Annotated in this window: 24 protein-coding genes and 1 pseudogene; 11 read left to right on the top strand and 14 right to left on the bottom strand. The window is 62.7% G+C overall.

The genetic code is table 11. The features are described 5' to 3' along the window. Positions 1 to 53: 53 nt before the first annotated feature. From BC360_RS24300 to BC360_RS24320, 5 genes are all read right to left on the bottom strand, one after another. Positions 54 to 650 (bottom strand): hypothetical protein, encoded by a 597-nt coding sequence (locus BC360_RS24300; protein ID WP_065783296.1) that lies wholly within the window; start codon positions 648 to 650, stop codon positions 54 to 56. After that, positions 637 to 1,830: a succinyl-diaminopimelate desuccinylase gene (gene dapE, locus BC360_RS24305; RefSeq protein ID WP_065797165.1), complete on the bottom strand. Its 1,194-nt coding sequence runs from the start codon at positions 1,828 to 1,830 to the stop codon at positions 637 to 639. Before dapE ends, BC360_RS24300 begins: the two co-directional genes overlap by 14 nt. A gap of 186 nt (positions 1,831 to 2,016) precedes the next feature. Further along, complete coding sequence (locus BC360_RS24310) at positions 2,017 to 5,202, bottom strand: efflux RND transporter permease subunit (RefSeq protein ID WP_065797166.1); 3,186 nt, start codon at positions 5,200 to 5,202, stop codon at positions 2,017 to 2,019. Between the two features lie 139 nt (positions 5,203 to 5,341). Then, on the bottom strand, positions 5,342 to 6,547 hold the full coding sequence (locus BC360_RS24315) for an efflux RND transporter periplasmic adaptor subunit (RefSeq protein WP_065783299.1): 1,206 nt from the start codon (positions 6,545 to 6,547) through the stop codon (positions 5,342 to 5,344). Between the two features lie 84 nt (positions 6,548 to 6,631). Further along, positions 6,632 to 7,456 (bottom strand): alpha/beta hydrolase, encoded by an 825-nt coding sequence (locus BC360_RS24320; protein WP_065797167.1) that lies wholly within the window; start codon positions 7,454 to 7,456, stop codon positions 6,632 to 6,634. 140 nt (positions 7,457 to 7,596) lie between these two features. Between BC360_RS24320 and BC360_RS24325 the strand changes: the two genes are divergently transcribed. Continuing rightward, positions 7,597 to 8,508, top strand: coding sequence for a LysR family transcriptional regulator (locus BC360_RS24325; RefSeq protein WP_065783301.1), 912 nt, complete (start codon positions 7,597 to 7,599; stop codon positions 8,506 to 8,508). A 2-nt stretch (positions 8,509 to 8,510) separates the two neighbouring features. Here BC360_RS24325 and BC360_RS24330 read toward each other — a convergent pair whose 3' ends face one another. Beyond that, a complete protein-coding gene (locus tag BC360_RS24330) occupies positions 8,511 to 8,906 on the bottom strand; it encodes a winged helix-turn-helix transcriptional regulator (protein WP_065783302.1) in 396 nt (131 codons plus the stop codon). Between the two features lie 89 nt (positions 8,907 to 8,995). Here BC360_RS24330 and BC360_RS24335 point away from each other — a divergent pair, with 89 nt between their 5' ends. Next, a complete protein-coding gene (locus BC360_RS24335; protein ID WP_065783303.1) occupies positions 8,996 to 9,313 on the top strand; it encodes a DMT family transporter in 318 nt (105 codons plus the stop codon). 91 nt (positions 9,314 to 9,404) lie between these two features. Here BC360_RS24335 and BC360_RS24340 read toward each other — a convergent pair whose 3' ends face one another. From BC360_RS24340 to dapD, 3 genes are all read right to left on the bottom strand, one after another. Beyond that, positions 9,405 to 11,363, bottom strand: coding sequence for a DEAD/DEAH box helicase (locus BC360_RS24340; protein ID WP_065797168.1), 1,959 nt, complete (start codon positions 11,361 to 11,363; stop codon positions 9,405 to 9,407). Positions 11,364 to 11,519: 156 nt separating this feature from the next. Then, complete coding sequence (locus BC360_RS24345; protein ID WP_065783305.1) at positions 11,520 to 11,903, bottom strand: DUF805 domain-containing protein; 384 nt, start codon at positions 11,901 to 11,903, stop codon at positions 11,520 to 11,522. Between the two features lie 4 nt (positions 11,904 to 11,907). Next, the gene (gene dapD, locus BC360_RS24350; protein ID WP_065797169.1) at positions 11,908 to 12,765 is read right to left on the bottom strand and encodes a 2,3,4,5-tetrahydropyridine-2,6-dicarboxylate N-succinyltransferase; all 858 of its coding nucleotides are present in this window, start codon (positions 12,763 to 12,765) and stop codon (positions 11,908 to 11,910) included. Between the two features lie 310 nt (positions 12,766 to 13,075). Between dapD and BC360_RS24355 the strand changes: the two genes are divergently transcribed. Further along, positions 13,076 to 13,975 (top strand): LOG family protein, encoded by a 900-nt coding sequence (locus BC360_RS24355; protein WP_065783307.1) that lies wholly within the window; start codon positions 13,076 to 13,078, stop codon positions 13,973 to 13,975. A 411-nt stretch (positions 13,976 to 14,386) separates the two neighbouring features. Here BC360_RS24355 and BC360_RS24360 read toward each other — a convergent pair whose 3' ends face one another. Continuing rightward, the gene (locus tag BC360_RS24360; protein ID WP_161491393.1) at positions 14,387 to 14,908 is read right to left on the bottom strand and encodes an EF-hand domain-containing protein; all 522 of its coding nucleotides are present in this window, start codon (positions 14,906 to 14,908) and stop codon (positions 14,387 to 14,389) included. 128 nt (positions 14,909 to 15,036) lie between these two features. After that, a complete protein-coding gene (locus BC360_RS24365; protein ID WP_083222708.1) occupies positions 15,037 to 15,750 on the bottom strand; it encodes a pyrimidine 5'-nucleotidase in 714 nt (237 codons plus the stop codon). Between the two features lie 156 nt (positions 15,751 to 15,906). On the opposite strand from BC360_RS24365, the gene BC360_RS24370 reads away from it, so the two are divergent. The 4 genes from BC360_RS24370 (at position 15,907) to BC360_RS24385 (ending at position 19,585) form a co-directional block, all read left to right on the top strand. Then, positions 15,907 to 16,698: a sterol desaturase family protein gene (locus BC360_RS24370; RefSeq protein ID WP_065797171.1), complete on the top strand. Its 792-nt coding sequence runs from the start codon at positions 15,907 to 15,909 to the stop codon at positions 16,696 to 16,698. Positions 16,699 to 16,757: 59 nt separating this feature from the next. Next, a complete protein-coding gene (locus tag BC360_RS24375) occupies positions 16,758 to 17,672 on the top strand; it encodes a DMT family transporter (RefSeq protein ID WP_065797172.1) in 915 nt (304 codons plus the stop codon). 69 nt (positions 17,673 to 17,741) lie between these two features. Continuing rightward, on the top strand, positions 17,742 to 18,821 hold the full coding sequence (locus BC360_RS24380) for a bifunctional transcriptional activator/DNA repair enzyme AdaA (protein ID WP_065797173.1): 1,080 nt from the start codon (positions 17,742 to 17,744) through the stop codon (positions 18,819 to 18,821). Further along, the gene (locus BC360_RS24385) at positions 18,818 to 19,585 is read left to right on the top strand and encodes an isocitrate lyase/PEP mutase family protein (RefSeq protein WP_065783313.1); all 768 of its coding nucleotides are present in this window, start codon (positions 18,818 to 18,820) and stop codon (positions 19,583 to 19,585) included. The genes BC360_RS24380 and BC360_RS24385 overlap by 4 nt, the downstream gene beginning before the upstream one ends. A gap of 282 nt (positions 19,586 to 19,867) precedes the next feature. Here the strand turns inward: BC360_RS24385 and argB are convergent, their stop codons facing one another. Next, a complete protein-coding gene (argB, locus tag BC360_RS24390; RefSeq protein ID WP_053248842.1) occupies positions 19,868 to 20,755 on the bottom strand; it encodes an acetylglutamate kinase in 888 nt (295 codons plus the stop codon). A gap of 156 nt (positions 20,756 to 20,911) precedes the next feature. On the opposite strand from argB, the gene BC360_RS24395 reads away from it, so the two are divergent. From BC360_RS24395 to msrB, 4 genes are all read left to right on the top strand, one after another. After that, complete coding sequence (locus BC360_RS24395) at positions 20,912 to 21,451, top strand: sigma-70 family RNA polymerase sigma factor (RefSeq protein ID WP_065797174.1); 540 nt, start codon at positions 20,912 to 20,914, stop codon at positions 21,449 to 21,451. Then, the gene (locus tag BC360_RS24400; protein ID WP_065797175.1) at positions 21,448 to 22,173 is read left to right on the top strand and encodes an anti-sigma factor domain-containing protein; all 726 of its coding nucleotides are present in this window, start codon (positions 21,448 to 21,450) and stop codon (positions 22,171 to 22,173) included. Before BC360_RS24395 ends, BC360_RS24400 begins: the two co-directional genes overlap by 4 nt. A 205-nt stretch (positions 22,174 to 22,378) precedes the next feature. Then, positions 22,379 to 22,936, top strand: a complete 558-nt coding sequence (locus BC360_RS24405) for a fasciclin domain-containing protein (RefSeq protein ID WP_065797176.1) — start codon at positions 22,379 to 22,381, stop codon at positions 22,934 to 22,936. A gap of 216 nt (positions 22,937 to 23,152) precedes the next feature. Further along, entirely contained in the window at positions 23,153 to 23,647 is a 495-nt protein-coding gene (gene msrB, locus BC360_RS24410) for a peptide-methionine (R)-S-oxide reductase MsrB (protein WP_065797200.1), read from the top strand. 46 nt (positions 23,648 to 23,693) lie between these two features. Here the strand turns inward: msrB and BC360_RS24415 are convergent, their stop codons facing one another. Then, a complete protein-coding gene (locus BC360_RS24415; protein WP_053248837.1) occupies positions 23,694 to 24,233 on the bottom strand; it encodes a DUF1269 domain-containing protein in 540 nt (179 codons plus the stop codon). 192 nt (positions 24,234 to 24,425) lie between these two features. Then, a pseudogene (locus BC360_RS31895) lies at positions 24,426 to 24,550 on the bottom strand (IS30 family transposase); the annotation flags it as partial.

Below are 24,550 nucleotides of genomic sequence, written 5' to 3' on the forward strand. Positions count from 1 at the left end.
CCAGTCGCGCGCAGAGGGCGCGCGACGCTTTTCGGGTGCTGTCGTGTTGCTTGTCAGCTCGGGATCAGGCCGAAGAACTGCTGCAGCACCTCGCCCAACATCATCGACGGCAGCAGGAAGAGCGCCGTCAGCGCCGAGGTGAGCAAGACCTGGTTTCCGGTGATGATGCGCAGCAGCCGGAAGAGCACGCCGATGCTGACGAAGAGCAGCACCAGCCAGATCAGGCTTGTCAGCCCCTCGCTGCCGGGAATGACCAGGCGGATCGCTGCCGGCACCGCCATCGCATAGGACAACGGCACGGAAAGCCAGTTGGTGGTGACAACGATCGGCACCACGGCCGCGGCAAAGCCGAGCGGGCGCGCCAGGATGAAAATCAAGACGAGCGGCAGCAACCAGCTGACGAGGTCGACGACCAGCAGCTTGAAGACGAAGCTGAAACCAACAGTGGTGCCGGTCGGCATGGCAGAGAGATAATAAAGCCGCCAGGATGCCCAGGTGACGGCGATGGCCGGCAGGCACCAGAGCATGGCCGTAAACGAGCGCCACAATCCGCTCTCGCTGAAATCGAGCCAGCGGAAACCCTCGCCATTGCCCTGGACCAGCAGCCAGAGGCCCTTGATATAGGCCAGGACCTCCTCAAGCGGCGGCATGGCCGAACCATCGGGCGATGAAGGTTTCGTAGATGCCCGTCAGCGTTTCAAGGTCGGCGACGGCGACGCGCTCGTCGACCATGTGCATGGTCTGGCCGACGAGGCCGAATTCGACGACGGGGCAATAGTCCTTGATGAACCGCGCGTCCGAGGTGCCGCCGGTGGTCGAAAGCTTTGGCTGCTGGCCGGTGACCGCTTCGACCGCGCCCGACAGCGATGAGATCAGCGCATTGTTGCGCGTCAGGAAAACGTGGCTCGGGCGCTCGTTCCAGGTGATCTCGTATCTGACCGGATCGCGACCCGCCCGCAGCGCGCCATCAGCCGCCGCGCGGTCGAGCCGGGCGACGATCTCCGCCATCAGGCTCTCGGCGGTCCAGGTATCGTTGAAGCGGATATTGAAGGCGGCGCTCGCCTTTGCCGGAATGACGTTGACGGCGCTGTTGCCGACGTCGATCGTCGTCACTTCCAGGTTGGATGGCTGGAAGTTTTCCGTGCCGTTGTCGAAGGGCGGATCCATCAGCGCCTGCGTCAGTTGCAGGATGCCCCGCACCGGATTGTCCGCCAGATGCGGGTAGGCCGCGTGGCCCTGAACGCCGTTGACGGTGATCCGGCCCGAAAGCGACCCACGCCGGCCGATCTTGATCATGTCGCCGAGCCGGTCGGGATTGGTCGGTTCACCGACCAGGCAGGCATCCCAGCGCTCGCCCTTGGCGGCTGCCCAGTCGAGAAGCTTCGTCGTGCCGTTGATGGCAGGACCTTCCTCGTCGCCGGTGATGAGAAGGGAAACCGAACCCTTCGGGGCCCCATGCTTTTCGATGTGACGGGCAACCGCTGCCACGAAACAGGCGATGCCGCCCTTCATGTCGACGGCGCCGCGGCCATACATTTCGCCGCCGGCGATGTCGGCGGAAAACGGGCCGTGGGTCCACGCACTTTCGTCGCCGACCGGCACCACGTCGGTGTGGCCGGCAAACATCAGATGCGGCCCATCGCTGCCAAGCCGGGCATAGAGGTTCTCGATATCGGGCGTGCCCACGTCCTTCGCGGTCACCCGGTCGACGACGAAGCCGAGCGGCTTCAGCATGGCTTCGAGCGCCGCGAGCGCACCGCCTTCGGCGGGCGTAACGGAGGGGCAACGGATGAGAGTGGCGAGATTGGCGATCGGATTGGTCGAGGTCATGTAGCGATATGCCGTCTCCGTGGCGCTTGGGCCAATGGGATTGAGGGTGCTGGTTTATCCGATCGTTGCGCGCCTGTCACGCAGGATGGACGTGCAGCCGGCGGCTGAGACTATCCGTCTGTCTTCAACGTAAGCGGGCCGGATCAGATCCGGCCCGCTCGAAGCGCATATAGGGGCAGGGTTACCTCATTCTCCAGGCGCGAGATGAGGTGCTTCAATATGCGCTCCGGCGTGCTTCAACCGCCGCTCGCCCGAAAGCTTGCGGATCAGCACGTAGAACACCGGCGTCATGAAGATGCCGAAGGCGGTGACGCCGATCATGCCGGCAAAGACCGCGACGCCCATGGCCGAGCGCATTTCGGCGCCGGCGCCGGTGGAGATCACCAGGGGCACGACACCCATGATGAAGGCCATCGAGGTCATCAGGATCGGCCGCAGACGCAGCCGACTCGCCTCGATTGCCGCCTGGACGGCGGTGCTGCCGGACAGTTCCAGTTCGCGGGCGAACTCGACGATCAGGATCGCGTTTTTGGCGGAAAGCCCGACAAGCACGATCAAGCCGATCTGCGTGAAGACGTTGTTGTCGCCTCCCGTCAGCCAGACGCCGGCAAGGGCTGCCATGATGCCCATCGGCACGATCAGGATGATCGCGATCGGCAGGGTCAGGCTCTCATACTGGGCGGCGAGCACGAGATAGACGAGCAGCAGCGCCAGCGGGAAGACGAGCATGCCCGAATTGCCGGCAAGAATCTGCTGGTAGGTCAGATCCGTCCATTCGAACGAGATGCCCGGCGGCAGCGTTTCCGCAGCGATCTTCTCGATGGCGGCCTGGGCCTGGCCCGAGGAGAAGCCCGGTGCAGGGCCACCGTTGATGTCGGCCGACAGGAAGCCGTTGTAGCGGATCGCCCGCTCGGCGCCGACCGTCTGCTCGACCTTCAACAGCGCCGACAGCGGGATCATCTCGCCCGATTGCGAGCGCACCTTCAGCTTGCCGATGTCGTCGGCGTGGCTGCGGTAATTCGCATCGGCCTGGACGCGAACGCTGTAGGTGCGGCCGAAGGCGTTGAAGTCGTTGACGTAGAGCGAACCGAGATAGATCTGCAGCGTTTCGAAGACATCGGTCACCTCGACGCCGAGCTGGCGCGCCTTGACGCGATCGAGATCGGCATAGAGCTGCGGCACGTTGATCTGGTAGCTCGAATAGAGACCGGCCAGCTCCGGCGTCTGGTAGGCCTTGGCGAGGAAGGCCTTGGCCGCCTCGTCCAGCGCCTTGTAGCCGAGGCCGTTCTTGTCCTCGATCTGCAGCTTGAAGCCGCCGGTGGTGCCGAGACCCTGGACGGGCGGCGGCGGAAACATGGCGATGAAGGCATCCTGGATCGCGCCGAATTCCTGGTTCAGCTGCATGGCGATCGCCCCGCCCGAAAGCTCGGGCGTCGTGCGCTCCTCGAACGGCTTCAACGCCACGAAGACGATGCCGGAGTTCGACGAGTTGGTGAAGCCGTTGATCGACAGGCCGGGGAAGGCGATGGCGTTTTCGACGCCGGGATGCTTGAGCGCAATGTCGCTCATGCGGCGGATGACGTCTTCCGAGCGGTCGAGCGTCGCTGCGTCAGGCAACTGCGCGAAACCGATCAGATACTGCTTGTCCTGGGCCGGCACGAAGCCGCCGGGAACGGCGCGGAACAGCACGAAGGTGACGCCGAGCAGGACGACATAGACACCCATGATCAGCGACTTGCGCGACAGGATCCTGCCGACGCCGCGGCCGTAGGCTTCCGAGCTGCGGCCGAAGAAGCGGTTGAAGCCGCGGAAGAACCAGCCGAACACCTTGTCCATGGCGCGGGTCAGCCAATCCTTCGGTGCGTGGTGATCGCGCAGGAGGAGGGCGGCCAAGGCCGGGGAAAGCGTCAGCGAGTTGATGGCGGAGATCACCGTCGAGATGGCGATCGTCAGCGCGAACTGGCGGTAGAACTGCCCGGTCAGGCCGGTGATGAAGGCAAGCGGCACGAACACGGCGACGAGCACCAGCGCAATGGCGATGATCGGTCCGGAAACCTCCTGCATCGCCCGGTAGGTCGCCTGGATCGGCGACAGACCTTGCTCGATGTTGCGCTCGACGTTTTCGACCACGACGATGGCGTCATCGACGACGATGCCGATCGCCAGCACCAATCCGAACAGGCTGAGCGCATTGATCGAGAAGCCGAAGACATACATCACCGCGAAGGTGCCGACGATCGACACCGGAACCGCCACGAGCGGGATGATCGAGGCGCGCCAGGTCTGCAGGAAGACGATGACGACGATGACGACCAGCGCGATCGCTTCAAGCAGGGTGTGGATGACGGACTCGATCGAGGCGCGCACGAACTGGGTGGTGTCGTAGACGATCTCGTAGTCGACGCCGTCAGGCATGGTCAGCTTCAGCTCAGCCATCGCCTTGTGCACGTTTTCCGAGATCTGGATCGCGTTCGAGCCGGGTGCCTGGAAGACGCCCATGCCGACCGCGGCCTTGTTGTCGAGCAGCGAGCGCAGCGAGTAGTCGGCAGCACCCATCTCGACACGCGCGACGTCGCCGAGGCGCGTGACCTCGCCGCCGGCGCCCGACTTGACGACGATGTCGGCAAAATCCTCAGGCGTCTGCAGGCGGCCCTGCGCATTGACGGAGAGCTGCAGGTCGAGCCCCGGAACCGACGGCGAGGCGCCGATGACGCCGGCAGCCGCCTGGACGTTCTGCGCGCGGATGGCGTTGGCCACGTCGCTCGCCGCAAGGCCGCGTTCGGCAGCCTTCTGCGGGTCGATCCAGATGCGCATCGAATAGTCGCCGCCGCCGAAGATCTGCACCTGGCCGACACCGTCGATGCGGGCGAGCCGATCCTTGACGTTGAGGACGCCGTAGTTGCGCAGGTAGTTGATGTCGTACTGGCCGTTGGGCGACAAGAGGTGCACGACGAGCGTCAGGTCCGGCGAGCTCTTGACGGTCGTGACGCCGAGACGACGCACTTCCTCGGGCAGGCGCGGCTCGGCCTGCGCGACGCGGTTCTGGATCAGCTGCTGGGCCTGGTCTGGATCGGTGCCGAGTTCGAAGGTGACGGTCAGGGTCATCAGACCGTCGGCCGTCGCCTGGCTCTGCATGTAGAGCATGCCTTCGACGCCGTTGATCTGTTCCTCGAGTGGCGTTGCCACGGTTTCGGCGATGACGGCCGGGTTGGCGCCGGGATATTGCGCCCGCACGACGATCTGCGGCGGCACGACTTCGGGATATTCGGAGATCGGCAGACCGGTCATGCCGATCAGGCCGGCCACGAAGATCAGGACCGAGAGAACGCCCGCGAAGACCGGGCGGTCGACGAAGAAGCGTGAGAAGTTCATTGACGTATCCCCCTTGGGACGAGTTCAGGCAAATCTCCTTTCGTCGCGGCGAGAATACTCGCCACGCGCCGGGATCTGCAGAGTGATGTCTGGGCGGCCCATCCACTTCGGCGACAGCCGAAGTGGATGCCGTCATGTCCTATTTGGTGGCGATCGACGCCGTCGTTTCTTCCACCTGCTGCGGTGCCACGAGCACGCCCGGGCGCACCCGCTGCAGGCCGTTGACGACAATGTTCTCGCCGGTCTTCAGGCCGCTTTCGACGATGCGCAGCCCGTCGGAGTTCGGGCCGAGCGTCACCTGGCGGTATTCCACCTTGTTGTCCGAGCCGACGACGAACACGAACTTCTTGTCCTGGTCGGAGCCGATGGCGCGATCGCTGATCACGAGCTTTTCTTCGGGCTCGGGTTCGCCGATGCGAATGCGCACGAACTGGCCCGGGATCAGCCGCCCGTCGGCATTCTCGAGTGCGGCGCGAACCCGGATCGTGCCGGTCGCCGCATCCACCTCGTTGTTGATGAGCTGGATATGCCCGGAAATCGGCGTGCCTTCGTCGGCGGCGGTGCCGATCTGGACCGGGATGCGCTCGATCGCGCTGCCGCCGGCCGAAGCCTGGAGCCGGGCGAGTGCAGTGGTGACCACCTCTTCGCTGGCGCTGAAGCTTGCATAGATCGGGTCAACCGAAACAAGCGTCGTCAGCACCGGCGAGGCGGAGCCGGCAGCAACGAGATTGCCGGCGGTCACCTCCAACCGGCCGACGCGGCCGGAAATCGGTGCTTTCACCTGGGTGTATTCCAGGTCGAGCTCGGCCGTCCGCAACGCCGCCTTGGCGGAGCGTACGCTTGCCTGCGCCTCGTCGAAGGCGCTGAGCCGCTGGTCGACGCCGCTTTGCGGGATCGCGCTCGTGGTCACGAGTTTGCGTCCGCGGTCAAGTTCGGTCTTGGCGAGCGCCACCCGCGCCTCGGCAGCTGCGACCTCAGCTGCGGCCCGGTCGACGGCGGCGGCATAGGGCTCGGGGTCGATGGTAAGCAGCAGGTCGCCCTTCTTCACCAATGCGCCCTCGCGGAAGTGGGCTTGGAGGATGGCGCCGCCGACACGGGGGCGAACCTCGACGCGTTCGATCGCTTCGAGCCGCCCGGAAAAGTCTTCCCAAGTGGTGATGCGGCGCGACTGCGCCTTGGCCACCGAAACCGGCACCGCCGGCGGCGGGGCGGCTGCCGTTTCGGTTGCGGCATCCGCTTCAAAATGCTGCGGCAGGCCCAAAAGAACGGCGGCTGCGCCAGCGGTGGACAGTAGGATGCTCAGGCCGGCGCCCCAAAGGGCCCGGCGGGTCACTGTCGATGTCATTTTTCTCTCCTTGCCGGTTGGGAGCCGGCTTTTTTGCTGCTGTCGTCGGCGAAGGGAAAAGGCTCGCGGCCCTGTCGTCCTCGCCTAACGCATCGTCATTTCCGCCGGCTTCGCCCCCGCCTGTTGAAAGAAGCGGGAAAAGATGCCGGTAATCGTTTCTTCCTGGGATGCCCAGGTTTCCGTGCTCACCGTGTTTTCCGGTATCCAGCCGGCACGACCGGGAAGGATATGGGATTGAACGCTCACACCCGCCTGGCGAAGGCGGTCTGCATAGGCCGCAGTCTCGTCGCGCATCGGGCATTCCTCGCTGGTCAGGATCAGCGAGGGAACAAGGCCGGCCAACCGCGTACAGTGCGCAGGCGCCGCATAGGGATGCGTGAAGCCACCGCATTCGCCGAGATACCGTTGCCAGCCTTCGGCGATCGATTGCACCGAAGCCTCGGGACAGTATTTGCGAAACGACGCGGTCGCCAGGCATGGATCCAGCATCGGCGACAGGAGGATCTGCCCCTTGAGGTCGGTGAGGAACTGGTCGCGGGCCATCAGCGCCACACCGGCCGCCACGTTGCCGCCCGCCTCCTCGCCGGCGATGAACAGCATCGACTTTTTGTGCGCGAATTGCGGGCACCGCGCGCGCATCGAGGAAAGCATGGAATAGGTGACGTCGAGTGCGGCCGGAAACGGATTGAGGCAGGCCGACGAATATTCCGGCGAGATGACGATGGCACCGGCTGCCGCAAGCGCCTTGGCGACGCGCTCGCCGGCGGCGATCGAACTGCCGACGAAGGAACCGCCATGCAGGTGCAGCACCACGGGTGGCGGATTGAGCAGCGCTTCGCCACGATAGACACGTGCCGGGCACGAGCCTTTGCCCGTCTGCATCGTCTCTACTGTAAAGCGTTCGCCCATCTCTCTTGCCTTTGCCACGGGGCCATCCCACATGAGGCGGCAACCCGCCATGATGGGAGAATAACATTGTCTTCTGTCTGGAATAGTCCGTCCAATCCGACTACACTATTCAGTATCTCGAACAATCATGGCTATTGAAAATGGACCAGATCACGGCCATGCGCGCGTTTCTCCGCGTTGTCGAAACCGGCAATTTCACGCGTGCTTCCGCTTCGCTCAATATGCCCAAGGCGACCGTCACCAATCTCATCCAGGGATTGGAGGCGCACCTGCGCACCAAACTGCTCAACCGTACGACGCGGCGGGTTCTGGTGACGCCGGATGGCGCGCTCTACTACGAACGCGCTGCCCGCCTGCTCTCCGACCTCGACGAACTGGACGGCAGTCTCTCGATCGCCCAGGGTCTGCCAAAGGGGCGGCTTCGTGTCGAGACGGCGAGTGCCTTCGCCAACCTGATCATCGTTCCAGCACTTCCCGAGTTTCAGAGAAAATATCCCGATATCCAGATCGATCTCGGCGTTTCCGACCGCACGGTCGACTATCTGGCGGAGAATGTCGATTGCGCCATCCGCGGCGGTGCGCTCACGGACCAGTCGCTGATCGCCCGACGCATCACGGAGATGAAATTCATCACCTGCGCCTCACCGGAATATCTCAAGCGGCACGCCATGCCGCAGCATCCTTCTGACCTCGCAAAGAATTGCTCTGTCGTCGGCTACTTCATGTCGAAGACCGGACAGCAGATGCCTTACCATTTCCGGCGCGGCAACGAAGAGATGGAGATCCAGGGTCGTTACAGCGTCGCGGCAAACGAGGCGACCACCTATCTTGCCGCCGCGCGCGCCGGTCTGGGCGTTATCCAGGTGCCGCACTTCATGGTGCGCGACGATCTGCGCGCCGGTACGATGGTCCCGGTGCTCGCCGACTGGCAGATCGATCCGGAGCCGATCTATCTCGTCTATCCGCCCAACCGGCACCTGAGCAGCCGCTTGCGGGTCTTTGCCGATTGGGTGGTGAAAGTCGTCGCCCAGTCGCAGCTCGACGGTGAATAGAACTATTTTCCTCGCTCGGCGTCGTAGCGTTCACGCGCTGCATCGAGGGCGCCGAAATGCGTTTCGGCCCAGCGATCAAGCACCAGCAGGGTTTCGCTGAGCGAACGGCCGACAGGGCTGAGGCTGTATTCCACGTGCGGCGGCACGGTCTTCTTGTCCTCGCGAATGACGAGGCCATTGCGCTCGAGCTCCTTCAGCGTCTGGGTCAGCATCTTCTGCGAGACATCGCCGAGGCGGCGCATCAATGCGGCGTTGCGCATGGGCCCCTCCTCAAGCGCCGAGATGATCAGCATCGCCCATTTGCTGGCGATCAACTCGAGCGCATGGCGTGAGGAGCAAGCCGGGTCGAAGACATCCGGGATGGAGGTAAAGGGCGCTTCAGTCAGGTCGGTCGCCATTTCTATAGTTACCAAAAGGTGCGTAATTGCTCTTCGGTGCCTGTCTTACCAGATTGTTCTCCAGATGAAAATTTTTGATGGAGACGGTAATGGCATGGATCATCCTGATAGCGGCGAGCCTGATTGAAATCATCATGGGCCTGGCGCTCAAATATGCCGAAGGCTGGACGAAACTGCTGCCGAGCGTCGTCGGCATTGCGGCGGCTCTGGGCAGCGTCTACCTCCTGACGATCGCCATGCGCGACCTGCCGGCCGGCACCGCCTACGCCGCCTGGACCGGCATCGGCTCCGTCGGCATTACCGTGCTTGGCATCGTGCTGTTCGGTGATCCCGTCTCCTGGATGCGGATCACCTGCATCGCCATGATCATCGTCGCCGTCGCCGGCCTTCGCTTCCTCGAAGCCTGACGCGGCAAGCCTTCCCAATCCCGGACAAAAAAAGCGCCGCGATCAGATCGCGGCGCTTTTGATGTTCTGTGACGGCGTGTGCGCGTCGAGCTTAGCTCTGGCGGTTCTTGGCGTTGCTGCCCTTGGGCTTGGGCTTGAAGCCGCCGTCTTTGCCGGCATTCGGCTTGGCCTTTTTCTTGGTCCAGGGCTTGTCGTCGCGCTTTTCGGGCGGCCGGTCTTCGGTGTGGGCGGGGCCAGCGGAATAGCCCGGCTTCTTATCGAACTTGCGCTTCGGCTTGAAGTCGCCGCGCTCGTCGCTCCGCGCGGCATCGTCAGAGTACGGCCGCTTCTTGGCGAAGCCCGATTTCTCCTTGGAAAAGCTCGGTTTGTCCTTCGAGAAGCTCGGCTTCTCCTGGCGCTGCTGCGACAGATCGGGTGCGCCGGCGAGCGTCTTCACCCGGATGCCCTTCTCCAGCATGGCCTCCTTGCCGATCGCCGACAGGAAGCGCTCGGCACCCTCCGACGTCATCTCGACAAAAGTCTCTTCCGGCTGCATGCGGATGGCGCCGATGTCGCGCTTGGTCAGCTTGCCGTGACGGCACAGCATCGGGATCAGCCAGCGCGGCTCGGCATTCTGCTTGCGGCCAACCGAAAGCGAGAACCAGCTGCCGTCGCTGAAATCGGCGCGCGGCGCGTCGAAGTCTTCGCGCGGTGCGGCGCGCTCATCGCGGCGCGGCTTGGCGCGGTTGTCGCCGACGGCAACCTCGATCAGGTCTTCCGGGGCGGACCGGCCCGAGCGGAACTGGCGCACGAAGGCGGCAGCCATCTGTTCGGCGCCGTGAAGCTCGATCAGGGCGCGCACGATCGCCTCTTCGTCTTCGCGGATCGGTTCGGCAAAGCTCGTGTCGGCAAGCAGGCGCTCGTCGTCGCGGCGGCTGACCTCGTCGGCTGACGGCGGGCGGGCCCAGTTGGCGGTGATGCGGGCGTTTTCGAGCAGGCGCTCGGCCTTGCGGCGCGCGTTGATCGGCACGATCAAGGCGCTGACACCCTTCTGGCCGGCGCGTCCGGTGCGTCCGCTGCGGTGCAAAAGCGTATCCGGGTTGGTCGGCAGGTCGGCGTGAATGACCAGCTCCAGGCCGGGCAGGTCGATGCCGCGGGCGGCCACGTCGGTGGCGATGCAGACGCGGGCGCGTCCGTCGCGCATGGCCTGCAGCGCGTGCGTGCGTTCGTTCTGGCTGAGTTCGCCCGACAGCGCCACGACCGAGAAGCCGCGGTTGTTGAAGCGGGCGGTCAGATGATTGACGGCGGCACGGGTCGAGCAGAAGACGATGGCGTTCTTCGCTTCGTAGTAGCGCAGGACGTTGATGATCGCGTTTTCGCGATCGTTCGACGCAACGGTCAGCGCGCGATATTCGATATCGACATGCTGCTTCTGTTCCGAAGCGGTGCTGATGCGCACGGCGTCGCGCTGATAGTTCTTGGCAAGCGTCGCGATCGAGCGCGGCACGGTTGCCGAGAACATCAGCGTGCGGCGTTCGTCGGGGGATTCCTCGAGGATGAACTCGAGATCCTCGCGGAAGCCGAGGTCGAGCATCTCGTCGGCCTCGTCGAGCACGACGGCACGCAACGAAGAAATATCCAGCGAGTTGCGGCGGATATGGTCGCAAAGGCGTCCGGGCGTGCCGACGACGATGTGGGCGCCGCGCTCCAGCGTGCGCTTCTCGGTGCGCATGTCCATGCCGCCGACACACGAAGCGATCGTCGCGCCGGTCTGCTCATAGAGCCATTCGAGCTCGCGCTTGACCTGCAGCGCCAGTTCGCGTGTCGGCGCGATGACAAGCGCCAGCGGCGCGCCGGCCGCGCTGAAGCGGCGTTGATCGCCAAGCAGGGTCGGGGCCAGCGCCAGGCCGAAGGCGACGGTCTTGCCGGAGCCGGTCTGGGCCGAAACCAGCGCATCCTTGCCCGCCAGATCCGGATCGCGCATCGCCTTTTGAACCGGCGTCAACTCGTTGTAACCGCGTTTTGCCAACGCCTCGGCGATCGCAGGCGCGATCCCTTCGAATTCTGTCATCTCTCGTCTTTCGGATTTCGGTTTTCGCGCCGGTAAACGAACAAGACCTTGGATCAGGTCGTCATCAGGCGCCGATTGCCGCGGCCAGCATCTTGTCGCCGGCCTGTTCATGGCGCGCTACATACGCGTTCGGGCCTGAAATGTACAGTGCGCCGCTCAGGCGCCGGGTTCGTCGCTGCGTTGGCCGAATTCGTTCGGGCCTTGGATGCCCGGCCAGAGGCAGAGCGCAATGAAGACGATGGGGCTCAAGACCGGGATGAACAAGCAGAGCGCGAGTGGTCCGGGGTAGCCGATATCGTGCAGCCGCTTGATTGCCAGCATGGCGATCGAAAGCGTGGAAACGATGCCGGACACGATCAGCGCCAGCGTCCAGAGCGCCAGCGCGGTCTTGTGGCTCTCATTGGCGAACATCTGCGCGACGACAAAGCCGCCGATCAGCAGCCAGAAAAGCCAGGAGAGGAAAAACGGCAGGCGGGTGATGCGACCGGAGGGGCTGAAGAACAGCCAGGTCATGCTCGGCTGCCGCCCCTCCGGTGTCATCGGATCAGTCTCGAAGCAGTTCGTTGATGCCGGTCTTGGAGCGGGTCTTCTCGTCGACGCGCTTGACGATGACAGCGCAATAGAGGTTCGGAGCCGGCTGGCCGTTGCCCATGGTCGAGCCCGAGGGCATCGAGCCGGCGACGACGACGGAGTAGGGCGGTACTTCGCCATAGGTCACTTCGCCGGTGGCGCGGTCGACGATCTTGGTCGACTTGCCGATGAAGACGCCCATGCCGAGAACCGAGCCCTCGCGCACGATGCAGCCTTCGACGACCTCGGAGCGGGCGCCGATGAAGCAATTGTCCTCGATGATCGTCGGGCCGGCCTGCATCGGCTCCAGCACGCCGCCGATGCCGACGCCGCCGGAGAGATGCACGTTCTTGCCGATCTGGGCGCAGGAGCCGACGGTGGCCCAGGTGTCGACCATCGTGCCTTCGCCGACATAGGCGCCGAGGTTGACGAAGGACGGCATCAGAATCGCGTTCGGCGCAATATAGGCCGAGCGGCGCACGACGCAGTTCGGCACGGCGCGGAAGCCGGCCTTCTCGAATTCGTTGACGCTCCAGCCGTCGAACTTGGAAGCGACCTTGTCCCACCAGACGGATTCGCCCGGGCCGCCCCGGACGATTTCCATCGGGTTGAGACGGAAGGAGAGCAGCACGGCTTTCTTCAGCCATTGATTGACGGTCCAGTTACCGTCGGCGCCACGCTCGGCCACCCGCACCTTGCCGCTGTCGAGCAGGTTCAGTGCCGTCTCCACGGCATCGCGCACCGCGCCGCGCGTTCCGGTGTTTACGGAATCGCGTTCATCAAAGGCGGTGTCGATCGTCTGCGACAGGGCGGCGAGGTTGTGGTTCGTCATCGGAATTCCTTAAAGTTCAGCGGTTATCCTGCGAAAGCTCTACTGCATAATTCCGCAAATCGGAATCGATTTAAGGACAAAATTAAGCAGCGACGCGATGAACAGCCATGGTGTTCTACACCGGCTGGAATGCATGGCGCCCGAGGCCCGGTCCGGAAAAGTTGTACTGCTTTTTGGCGCGGCCTGTCCCGGCAGGGCTTGGCAAGCCCGGACGACTCCGGCATCAGGGGCATTCATGACCGATGAAACGGGACAGAACGCGTCCGCCCGAGATGCCGATTGTCCGGAACGCGACGGGAAAGACGATAGCATGGCACGCATGAAGAAGCGCAGTCTGCGCCGTAAGGATGGGGTTTGGGATCCGCTGGCGGATAGCTCGCAGAGCCGGCAACGGGCGCAGACCGTTCCGCTCACGCCACAATCGGCCTCGCCGGCCTATCGTTTGGCCTACATCGACGACGACTTCCTCTGCCGTGAAGAATTGCGCCCGGTGCGTTTGCAGCTCGAGCTGTTGAAGACCGAGATGATGCTGGAAGAGCACGGCATCAACTCGACCGTGGTGATGTTCGGTGGCGCTCGCATTCCCGAGCCCGGCGGCAATGCCTGGGCGGCCAAGAACGATACCCAGCGCAAGAACCTCGAAGCTGCCTCGGTCTACTACGCCGAGGCGCGCAAGTTCGCGCGGCTTTGCTCTGAGCATTCCGCGAAGCTGCGCCATAAGGAATACGTGGTTGTCACGGGCGGTGGCCCGGGTGTGATGGAGGCGGGTAACCGCGGCGCCGACGACGTCGGCGCGCCGTCGATCGGCCTCAACATCGTGCTGCCGCACGAGCAGGCGCCGAACCGCTTCGTCACGCCCGAGCTGTCGTTCAATTTCCACTATTTCGCTATCCGCAAGATGCATTTCCTGCTGCGCGCGAAGGCGGTGGTGGTCTTCCCCGGTGGGTTCGGAACGCTCGACGAACTGTTCGAGACGATGACGCTGATGCAGACCGGACGTATGGCTCTGGTACCGTTGATCCTCTTCGGCGAGAAATTTTGGCGCACCATCATCAATTTCGAGGCGCTCGCCGAGTTCGGCACGATCGCACCGAATGATGTGGACTTGCTGCGGTTCGTAGACACTGCCGAAGAAGCCTGGGAGATTATCTCCAGCTTCTATCAAACCGTCGATTCCAAAGCTGTGCCGATGGCAAACGGCAGGCGATAGAAAGCCGTACCCGCCTGAGGGCGGAATACTCGTCCGATGCATAAACAACGCCGCGCGTTCTCGAGTTGACGCGCGGCGTTGTCGTTTCGGGAGGATGGGAACTTGCGGCAATTCACGCCTCCCCCTTGCAATCGCGTCCGATGCGAGGGGGAGGCGCCACGCAGACGACACGCTCCACCGGGCAGGGGATGGTGTCGTCATCCGGGTTACAGCGCCGCGCGTCTATTTAGACGCGCAAAGGTCGCTGTAACACTTTGAGTTGCTGCATAATTTTGTCCTTAAATCGATTCCGATTTAAGGAATCATGCAGTAGAGCATTTCCGGGAAAAGTGCGAAGCGGCTTTCCGTCAGGAAATGCGTAAAAACAAAGGGATAGAGCGTTTCTGCGACTCCGTCTGAGCCAGAAGCGCTCTAGATCTTCTTGCTGAAGTCGGCGGCCTCGATGACGCCGTCACCATTCTTGTCGCGGCGCTTGAACATCTTCTCGCTCGCGCTTGCGACTTCGGCAGCGCTTAAGGAGCCGTTGCCGTCGGTGTCGACCCGCTTGAAGGCCTTGGGCCGCATACCGGGGATCATGGCCGGTCGTGCTTCCCTAAGCTGGGCAAGGGCCGCGTCGCGTTCCTTGCCTTCCTTGGCCTTGGCTTCATGCCAGGCCTTGCGGGCGTCGCGGAACGCCTGACGCTTCGCCTTCATCTCGTCGGCGCTGATCTGGCCATCGCCATTGGTGTCGAAGGTTTTGAAGTTCGTGGTCATGCGCGCCTGAAACTCGTCAAGCGAAACCTTGGAATCGCTGTTGGTGTCCAGTCGCTTGATCATGCGTTCGGCCCGCTGCTCGGGCGTCATCTTGTCTCTGGCGGCAAATGATGGCGCAGCCATTCCGGTGATGGCGACGGCAAGGGCGGTCACGCCAAGGATCAGGGTTCTGTTCCGCATCATGCTTCCTTTCGATCGGGTTATCCCTGAACGAATGATAGGCCGCTGGAAGACAGGCACCAGTTAAACTTTGGTAATTTAAGTCTTTGGCCGGAAAGGGGTTTTTCGCTGGCCAAATTGTGTCGACGTCAGAGGTCGGCGACCACGCGCCTGAGGAAGCCGGCGAGATCCTCGGTGACGTAATCGATCTGCTCGTCCTCGTCTCCGGACTGCTCCCAGGATTCGGCGAACTCGTATTCGAAGTTGCGCGGCACCAATAGTACCGTCTTCATCCCAAGCGTTTTCGGAACCAGGAGATTGCGCGGCAGATCCTCGAACATCACGGCATTTCGAGTATCGACCCGGTGCAGGCTCATGAACTTGTCATAGGTTTCGCCGGCCGGCTTCGGCACGAAATCGGCAGCGACGATATCGAAGATGTCGCTGAAGTGATCGAGAATGCCGAGCGCCCGCGCGGTCATCTCCGCATGGGCGACACTGCCGTTGGTAAAGATGAACTTGCGCCCCGGCAGCGCCTTGATGGCCTCACCCAGCGTCGGGTCCGGCGGCACGATGCTGTAGTCGATCGCATGCGCCTTTTCCAAGAAGTCGTTCGGGTCGATGCCGTGATGGATCATCAGGCCTTTGAGCGTCGTGCCGTGGTCGCGGTAGTAGTCCTTCTGCAGCTTCTTCGCATCCGCCGGCTCGAGCGACAGCAGCGCCGAAACGTAAGCCGTCATGTTGCGGTCGATCTGCGAGAACAGATTGACGTGATGCGGGTAGAGCGTGTTGTCCAGGTCGAAGACCCAGTCGGTGACATGGGCGAATTCGTCGTGGGTCGGCAGGCGGTCGAGCTTTTTCATGACCGCCTTATGACATGGCGGTGAATGGCGGCAAACGACAAAATGCACGTCCGAGCGTGGGTTGTCCTGCCGACGTGCACATTTCCACTTTGACTTGCCAAAACGGCATGGCATCTTTCGGCCGGCGCGGTTTTTGACCTGGGACGGCAGATGCCAATGTCGGACGAACTGTTCTATCTGCTGTTTCTGTTCGGGTTTTACGCCACGACAGTCGTTACCTATTTCGCTCTCGGCTACGGCCTCACCTGGTTCAACGGGCGCAATCCAGAGAGAAAGATTCAGAAGGGACGCGGTTCTGACAAGCGCCGCAAGGCGGAGATCCGCCAGAGCCTGGCGTCGATGTTCAGCGCCTGCCTGCCGTTGACGATCGGCCTCTACGCCCAGCAAAAGGGCTGGGCGCCGGCACCCTGGACCTTCAATTGGTGGGCGGCGGCGCCGCTCTTCATCCTGTGCATGTTCCTCTACGATACCTGGTTCTATTTCATGCATCGGCTGCTGCACACCAAGTGGCTCTATTCGCTGCACGCCCTTCATCACAGAAGCGTCGCACCGACGATCTGGAGCACCTATTCGGAGGATGTCTTCGACAACTTCCTTTTGCAGAGTTTTTCAGCCGTCATCGTTTTCGTCGTCCCGTTTCCGCCAGCGATCCTCATCGGACACCGACTGTTCGAACATTTCAACGGCATGATCGGGCACTGCGGCTTCGAGTACTTCGCCTCGTCGACGGCGCGTTATCCGTCCCCTCTGTTGTGCACGACGTTCCATGACCAGCATCATTCCGGCTTCAGGTACAACTACGCCAACTATTTCTCCTTCTGGGATCGCGTGCTGGGCACGATCGCGCCGAACTACGATCAGCGCGTGAAGACCTTCGAAGAAGAGGGGCCGCCGCTAACGTTCCGTCAGGCCGGCGACCTGGCGGAAGTTCAGGAAAAGACAGATTAAATCGCCGAGACTACACGGAGTTCTTGGCAACATCCGGACCCGCATGCTAGCTCGCAGCCATGGAAACCTGGGTACTCATCACCGTCGCTGCGGCCTTCCTTCAGAATGTCCGCTCCGCCATGCAGAAACATCTGAAGGGCGTCATGGGCACGACCGGCGCCACCTTCGTGCGTTTCGGTTTCGGCCTGCCTTTTGCGTTTCTCTATCTTTTCGTGCTCTGGCGCGTGGCGGGCCATCCGCTGCCGGTGCCGAACGGCACCTTCTTCCTCTGGGCGGTGATCGGCGGGCTGGCGCAGATCGCGGCGACCTTCCTGCTCGTGCACCTGTTCTCCTTCCGCAATTTCGCGGTTGGAACCGCCTATTCGCGCACCGAGCCGGCGCAGGCAGCGCTCTTCGGTCTGATCTTTCTGGGCGAGCGTGCGAGCGAGGGCACGCTGGTGGCGATCGCCATCTCCGTCGTCGGCGTGATGCTGATTTCGGTTGCCCGCACGACGCTCAGCCCGCGCTCGCTGGTCACCTCGGTTTTCAGCCGCACCGCCGGCATCGGCCTTCTCTCTGGAACGTTCTTCGGGCTTTCGGCCGTTTCCTATCGTTCGGCCTCGCTGGCGCTCGCGCCCAGCCTGCCGGCGCCGGACTACATGATGCAGGCCAGCTTCACGCTCGGCTTCGTCATTCTGCTGCAGACGGTTGTCATGCTGATCTGGATCGTGCTGCGCGAACCGGCCGAGTTGAAGCGCATCGCCGCTGCGTGGAAGCCTGCCTTCGTCGTCGGTTTCGTCGGCGCCTCCGCTTCCTTCGGCTGGTTCATGGCGATGACGTTGCAGCAGGCGGCGATCGTGAAAGTGGTGGCACAGGTCGAGATGCTGTTCACATTCGCCTCGTCCTTCTTCATCTTCCGCGAGTGGATCAATCGTCTCGAACTCCTCGGCTGCCTCCTGATCGTGCTCGGTGTGGTGACGCTCGTCCTTCTCTGAGCTGCGCCGGAAAAAATAGACGCCCGAAAACCGGCGCCCGCCCCGTCGGAGGCATGGTAGAAAGGCTGCATGTTGTTCGACCTTCCTTCCGACGAAACGCTCTACGATGCGCTGATTGCGCGCAGCACCGAATACGAGGGCGCAGCCTTCGTCTGCGTCAAGACGACGGGCATTTTCTGCCGCCTCTCCTGTCCCGCCCGCAAGCCGAAGCGCGAGAACACCATCTTCGTCGGCTCGATCGGCACCTGCCTCGAGACCGGTTTTCGCCCGTGCCAGCGCTGCAAACCGCTCGCGACCGTCGGCGCCAAGGATCCGCTGGTCGATGACCTGCTGCAGGCGCTGGAGTCAGCGCCCGAGCGCCGTTGGACCGAAGACGACCTGGTTCGGCGCGGACACGATCCCTCGACCGTTCGCCGTGCCTTCAAGCGCAACCTCGGCATCACCTTTCTCGACCTTGCCCGACATCGACGCCTGGGCCTTGCCGCAAGGCAGCTCGCCGAGGGCGGCCGGGTCATCGATGCGCAGATCGACGCTGGATACGAATCGCCGAGCGGCTTTCGCGCCGCCTTTGCCAAATTGCTCGGCGAAGCGCCGGCAATGTCGCAGGGCCGCGAGCTTCTGTTTGCCGACCGCATCGATACGCCGCTCGGACCGATGGTGGTAGTCGCCGACAAGACGCATCTGCATATCCTTGAATTTCATGACCGCAAGGCGCTGCCGACCGAGCTGGAGAACCTGAAGCGTAAGACCCGCTCGGCGATCGTGCCGGGCCGCACCGCGCCGATCGACCAGATGGGAGCGGAGCTGAAGGCCTATTTCTCGGGCGAACTCGCAGAGTTCCGCACGCCGCTGGCGCTTGGCGGCACCGCCTTCGAGCGCGCGGTCTGGGCGAAGCTCGTGAAAATTCCGCTCGGCGAAACGCGTTCCTATGGTGACATCGCGCGCGAGGTCGATACGATCCAGGCCGTACGTGCCGTCGCCAAAGCCAACGGGTCCAACCAGATTGCCATCGTCATTCCCTGCCACCGCTGCATCGGCTCCGATGGCTCGCTGACGGGATACGGCGGTGGGTTGTGGCGCAAGCAATGGCTGCTCCGGCACGAAGGCAAGATGAAACCTGTGGGATTGTTTGCGGAGGAAATGCAATGAACCAGACTGAAAAGGCCACTGAATTCGCCGCTCTGCATCGCAAGGGCGATCCGGTGGTGCTCTACAATATCTGGGACGCCGGCAGCGCCAAGGCCGTCGCCGAGGCGGGAGCCAAGGCGCTCGCAACCGGCAGCTGGTCGATTGCCGCGGCGCATGGCTTCGGCGATGGCGAGAAGGTTCCGCTCGCGCTGCTTGCCGATATCGCACGGCTGATCGTCTGCTCGACGGAGCTGCCGGTCACGGTCGATTTCGAGGGCGCCTATTCCGACGATCCGGCAACGGGGGCCGCCAACGTCTCGCGTCTCATCGACGTCGGTGCCATCGGCATCAACTTCGAGGATCAGGTGGTCGGCAAATCAGGCGTGCATGCGGTCGAAAAGCAGGCCGCCCGCATCCGTGCGATCCGCGAGATGGCGGACCGCCGCGGCGTGCCTTTCTTCATCAATGCCCGCACCGATCTGTTCCTGCAAGAGAGCGATTCCGCCCGCCATGCCGGCCTCGTCGACGAGGCGATTGCACGCGGAAAAGCTTTTGCCGACGCCGGCGCCAGCGGCTTCTTCGTGCCGTGGCTGGTCGATGCCGGGCTGATCGCCAAGGTCTGTGCCGCCTCGAGCCTGCCGGTCAATGTGATGATGCGGCCCGGCGCGCCGGATCTGAAGACGCTGGCCGGCGCCGGCGTCGCCCGCGTCAGCTACGGCCCGTTCCCCTACCGGGCGATGATCGAAAAGTTGAAGCAGGAAGCCCAGGCCGTTTACCAGGCCTGAGCATTTCCAGGCAAAGTGCGAAGCGGTGTTCCGTCAGGAAATGCGCAGAAACCAAGAGATAGAGCGTTTCTGTGACTGAGCTTAAATCGGAAACGCGCTACTGCATAATTCCTTAAGTCGGAATCGATTTAAGGGCAAAATTATGCAGCAACTCAAAGTGTTACAGCGACCTTTGCGCGTCTAAAGAGACGCGCGGCGCTGTAAACAATCGGCCCAAAATGAAAGCGGGATACGGCCTCAGAACCGTATCCCACTTTTTCATGTTTTTCGGCTTGCTGTAGATCAGGGAACGATCAGCGTGCCGGCGCCGCGCTCAGTGAAGATTTCGAGCAGCACCGAATGGGCCGTCTTGCCGTTGAGGATGACGACGCCCTGGACGCCGGCCTTGATCGCTTCGATGCAGGTCTCGACCTTCGGGATCATGCCGCCGGAAATCGTGCCGTCGGCGATCAGCGCCCGTGCCTGTGCCACGGACAGTTCCTTGATCAGCTTGCCTTCCTTGTCGAGCACGCCGGGAACGTCGGTCAGGAACAGGAGACGTGTGGCGTTCAGCGCGCCGGCGATGGCGCCGGCAAAGGTGTCGGCGTTGATGTTGTAGGTGTGTCCGTCACGGCCGGGCGCTACCGGTGCGATCACCGGGATCATTTCCGAGCGGGCGAGCAGGTCGATCAGCGTGCGGTCGACCTCGACCACCTCGCCGACGAAGCCGAGATCAAGCACGCGCTCGATGTTGGAATCCGGATCCTTGATGGTCTTGCGCGCCTTTTCGGCGAAGACCATGTTGCCGTCCTTGCCGCAAAGGCCGATCGCCCATTCGCCGGTCTGGTTGATGAGGGCGACGATCTCCTTGTTGATGGAGCCGGCCAGAACCATCTCGACGATCTCGACGGTCTTTTCGTCGGTGACGCGCAGGCCGCCTTCGAACTTCGATTCAATGCCCATCTTCGTCAGCATCGCGCCGATCTGCGGGCCGCCGCCATGCACGACGATCGGGTTGACGCCCGACTGCTTCAACAGCGCGATGTCGCTTGCAAAGGCGCGGCCGAGTTCGGCATTGCCCATGGCGTGGCCGCCGTATTTCACGACGATCGTCTTGTTCTCGTAACGCTGCATGTAGGGCAGGGCCTGGGTAAGCAGGCGTGCCTGGATTTCACTTTCATTGGCGGACATGGCGGACCCTCGAAAAATACCGGCTGCTGTTTAGCGCAACTTCCCGGTCGATGGAATGATCGGCGAGCAACATAAAACAGCAATGACGATGCACGCTGGCGGAACGCGATTTGTGCCCTATGTCCTGTCTCAGGAATGCATCGGGTCGGGTTGGCAATGATCGACGACGAAATTTCCGGACTGCTCGGCCGTGTTTCGCTCAGGGATCGCGCGGCCTTTACCGAACTTTACCGGCTGACCAGTCCGAAACTTTTCGCCATTTGTCTGCGTATCCTTGGAGATCGGAGTGAAGCGGAAGAAGCGCTGCAGGAAATCTACGTCAGAATCTGGCAGCACGCCGACCGTTTTTCTCCCGGCCAGCCGACGCCGATGTCCTGGTTGGCGGCAATTGCGCGCAACCGCGCCATCGACTTGATCCGGGCGCGCAAACCCATCGCCAACGCGATTGACGAAGCCTATGATTTGGCTGATCCTGCTGCCGATCCGGAAAAATCGGCAGTGATCAGAGCAGAAGGCAGGCGTATCGATGCATGCATGGAGGAGCTCGAGAACGATCGGGCGGACGCCGTGCGGCGCGCCTATGTCGAAGGTCTGAGTTACCAGGAACTGGCTGAAATATATGCTGTGCCGCTGAACACGATGCGGACTTGGTTGAGGCGCAGCCTGTTGAAGTTGAGAGAGTGCATGGAGCGATGACAGCGTCCACCCCCGACAAAGGAGATTTCCGCCGCGACGAAGTGATCGCCGGGGAATATGTGCTGGGCGTGCTGTCCGCCGACGACCGCCGCAAGGTCGAGGCTCGCCTTGCATCCGACCGCCACTTCGCCGCCATGGTCACGCGCTGGCAAAACAACCTTTCCTCTTTCGACGAAGCCTATGATCCCGTCGTGCCGCCGGCACGGACGTTCGCCGCGATCGAGCGCCGGCTTTTCGAAACGGCGTCGTCGCCAACCGCGGTCCCGGTGCGGGCGGGTCTCTGGCAATCGCTTGCCCTGTGGCGCGGCCTGGCACTCGCCTCGCTCGCGGCGGTCGCCATCATGGGCGCGTCCATGGCGGGCCTGTTTGCGCCGCCCTCCGGCGGCCGGCCGCTTGTCGCCGAAATGACCGGCAAAGGTATTTCGGTCGATCTCGTCGCCCGTTTCGATCGGGATTCCGGCCATCTGAGGGTGACACCGGTTGCCACGCGGCAGGCGGAGCAGAAGTCGTTGGAACTGTGGCTCATCAACGGCGACAATCCGGCCGTTTCCCTCGGGGTGCTGCCCCAGACCGGTGAGGGCGAGATCATCATCGCCCCGGCCATGCGGGCGAAATTTTCGCGAGGATCGGTTCTTGCCGTCAGCATCGAGCCGCTCGGCGGCTCGCCGACCGGATCGGCCACCGGCCCGATCATCGCACTCGGCAAGGCCCGCGATCTCTAAATCAGCACGCGCGCTCCTTCCCGTTTCCGTAGCCTCGGCCGCGTCCAACGTGATTTTTCGCCAAACCGATCGGCAATCCGAAATTTCCTGAAACTCTTTTTCCAAGGCTTCCGTTGCTTGTCATGTTCCCGAGGAGGGAACGGCAGTTTCAACGAGGCGGCTGGGTGTCGCCTCCCTGACAGGTTCAACAGGAAGGAAGACTAAGATGTTCCCCTCTGGTATCCGTTCATTCGCAGCCATGGCCATACTGACCGCGAGTGCTGCAATCGCCCATGCCGAAAACCCGATGGTCGGTGGCGCGGCGATGTATGCGGACAAGAATATCGTCGAAAACGCCGTCAACTCGAAGGATCACACCACGCTGGTTGCGGCGGTCAAGGCTGCCGGTCTGGTCGAGACCCTGCAGGGCAAGGGCCCGTTCACGGTGTTTGCGCCGACGAACGAGGCCTTCGACGCCCTGCCGGCCGGCACGGTCGACACGCTCCTGAAGCCGGAAAGCAAGGACAAGTTGACCAAGGTCCTCACCTGCCATGTCGTTTCCGCCGATGCGATGTCTTCGGCGATCGCCAAGATGGTCAAGGACGATGGCGGCGAACATGACGTCAAGACGGTCGGCGGCTGCGTCCTCAAGGCCAAGGATGACGGCGGCAAGATCACGCTCACCGACGAGACCGGCGGCACGGCCACCGTCACCATCGCCGACGTCAAGCAGTCGAACGGTGTGATCCACGTGATCGACAAGGTGCTGCTGCCCAAGGGTTGACCCTTCCACTTCCTCCGGATCGCCGCGGCGGACATTCGCAGGCGATCCGCCGCCGGAGGTCTCGTGGCTCCGGCGCTCCTGCCATCGATCGCTTGCGATCGGTGGCCTTTTCAACTCTGCTCCTTCACGGCGCTTTGATCGGTCTTGTTTTGCCGGGTGACCGGCCGGCGGCTATCTTCGACCTCGGCGGCGCGAGGGCATGACAAGGAGGGTTCGATTGTGAACCGGCGGAATTTTCTGATCTTCGGCGGAACGCTGAGCGCGATCGCGCTGGCGAAGGGCCTTCCGCTTTCGGCGCGCGCCGCCTCCGGCGAGACGTTCGAGGTCACCAAGACCGACGCTGAATGGCGGGCGATCCTGACAGACCAGCAGTACCGGATCCTGCGCCGGGAGGGCACCGAGCGTCCGTTTACCAGCGCACTCAACAATGAAAAGCGCAAGGGCACCTTTCAATGCGCCGGCTGCGCGCTCCCGGTCTATTCGTCCGAAGCCAAATATGACAGCGGCACGGGTTGGCCGAGTTTCTGGCAGTCCTTGCCCGGCGGCGTGGCGACACGTGAGGACACGTCACTGTTCATGACGCGCACGGAATGTCACTGCCATCGTTGCGGCGGGCATCTCGGTCACATCTTCGACGATGGTCCGCCGCCGACCGGCAAGCGCCATTGCATCAATGGTTTCGCGTTGACCTTCGTACCGGCCAGCGCCTGACAGTGGTTCCTGCGGGCAAAGAACTGCGCCCGCAGGAACGTCGCACTTAGAACGTGCCGGCTTGCGGCGAAGGCGTCTGGGCGTCGGAAAGTGCCGCCTGGAGCTTCTGCTCCTGCTCGGGCGACAGCGATGTTTTCAGAACGCGGCCGCGCAGGCCCGAGAATTCGGCCAGAACCTTTTCCGGCTGCACCTTGCGCACCAGGATGAACAGCGCCGAGGAGTTGTTCGGGATGGTGTTGCCGAGCGATTTGATGAATTCGTCGTCGATGCCGTAGTCGGTCAGCGAACCGGAAAGTGCGCCGGCACCGGCGCCAAGCGCGCCGCCGATGGCAAAACCGGCGAGCGGATTGAGGAACAGCAACCCGACAAGTCCGCCCCATATGGAGCCGGACAAGAGGCCAGAGGTCGCCCCGATCGCGGTCAGGTTGAGGCTTTGCTTGAGGTGGACCTTGCCTTCCGCGTCACGCACGACGACGACGGCGTCCTCGAGATCGATCAGATATTCCTTCTTGAGGCCGGCGAGCTTGACGAGAACCTTGTCGGCTTCTTCAGGCGTATCGAATCCCACAACGATCAAATCGGACATGTGTCTCTCCTATCCTTGACGCTATCGCGCAAGGAAGCGCGCGACTGCACGGCAGAGATAGAGCGGTTTGCATGTCAGGGTAGTGACGGAGATCAAAGACTTTACAGCGCCGCGCGTCAAATATGACGCGCTAAGGACGCTGTAAGGGACATCCTAACCGAAGTGCATCATGCCGGTTTTTAGGGTAGGGGTTCAGCGTCCATCTTGCAAATGTGCCCTGAACACTTCGGCCGGCGTCCTGTAATTCAGGCACTTTCTCGGCTGGTCGTTGAGATGGCGAGCAAGCTGGATGAGCTTGCGTTGCGACACGGCTGCAA

It is taken from the genome of Ensifer sp. LC163 (genome assembly GCF_001695855.1).
GTDB lineage: Bacteria > Pseudomonadota > Alphaproteobacteria > Rhizobiales > Rhizobiaceae > Ensifer.